Here is a 327-nt window from a genome sequence, read left to right on the forward strand (position 1 = left end):
GCCGCCGTCGATCAGAACATCGTTTCCCACGCCGCCGTCCAGCGTCTGGTGGTCGGCCTTGGCGGTGATGATGTTGTCCAGCGCATTTCCGAACGCATAGCGACCGGCGGTGGTGACGATGAGGTTCTCGACGTTGTTCGGGAGCGTATAGCTCATCCATGTGCTGATCGTGTCGACGCCTGCACCAGCCGCCTCGGCCACTTTGTTGCCCGCCGCATAGAGGTAATAGATGTCGTCACCAGTGCCGCCGTGCATGGTGACGTTGACATTGCCTGCGCCATAGAAGGAGTCATTTCCGGTGCTTCCGTACAAGTCCGGCCGGGATCC

Annotated in this window: 1 pseudogene; it reads right to left on the reverse strand. The window is 60.6% G+C overall.

The window, feature by feature from the left end:
* Positions 1-327, reverse strand: a pseudogene (locus EN859_RS36415) (1,3-1,4-beta-glycanase); the annotation flags it as partial.

This window comes from Mesorhizobium sp. M00.F.Ca.ET.216.01.1.1 (genome assembly GCF_004010325.2).
In the GTDB taxonomy this organism is placed as follows: domain Bacteria; phylum Pseudomonadota; class Alphaproteobacteria; order Rhizobiales; family Rhizobiaceae; genus Mesorhizobium.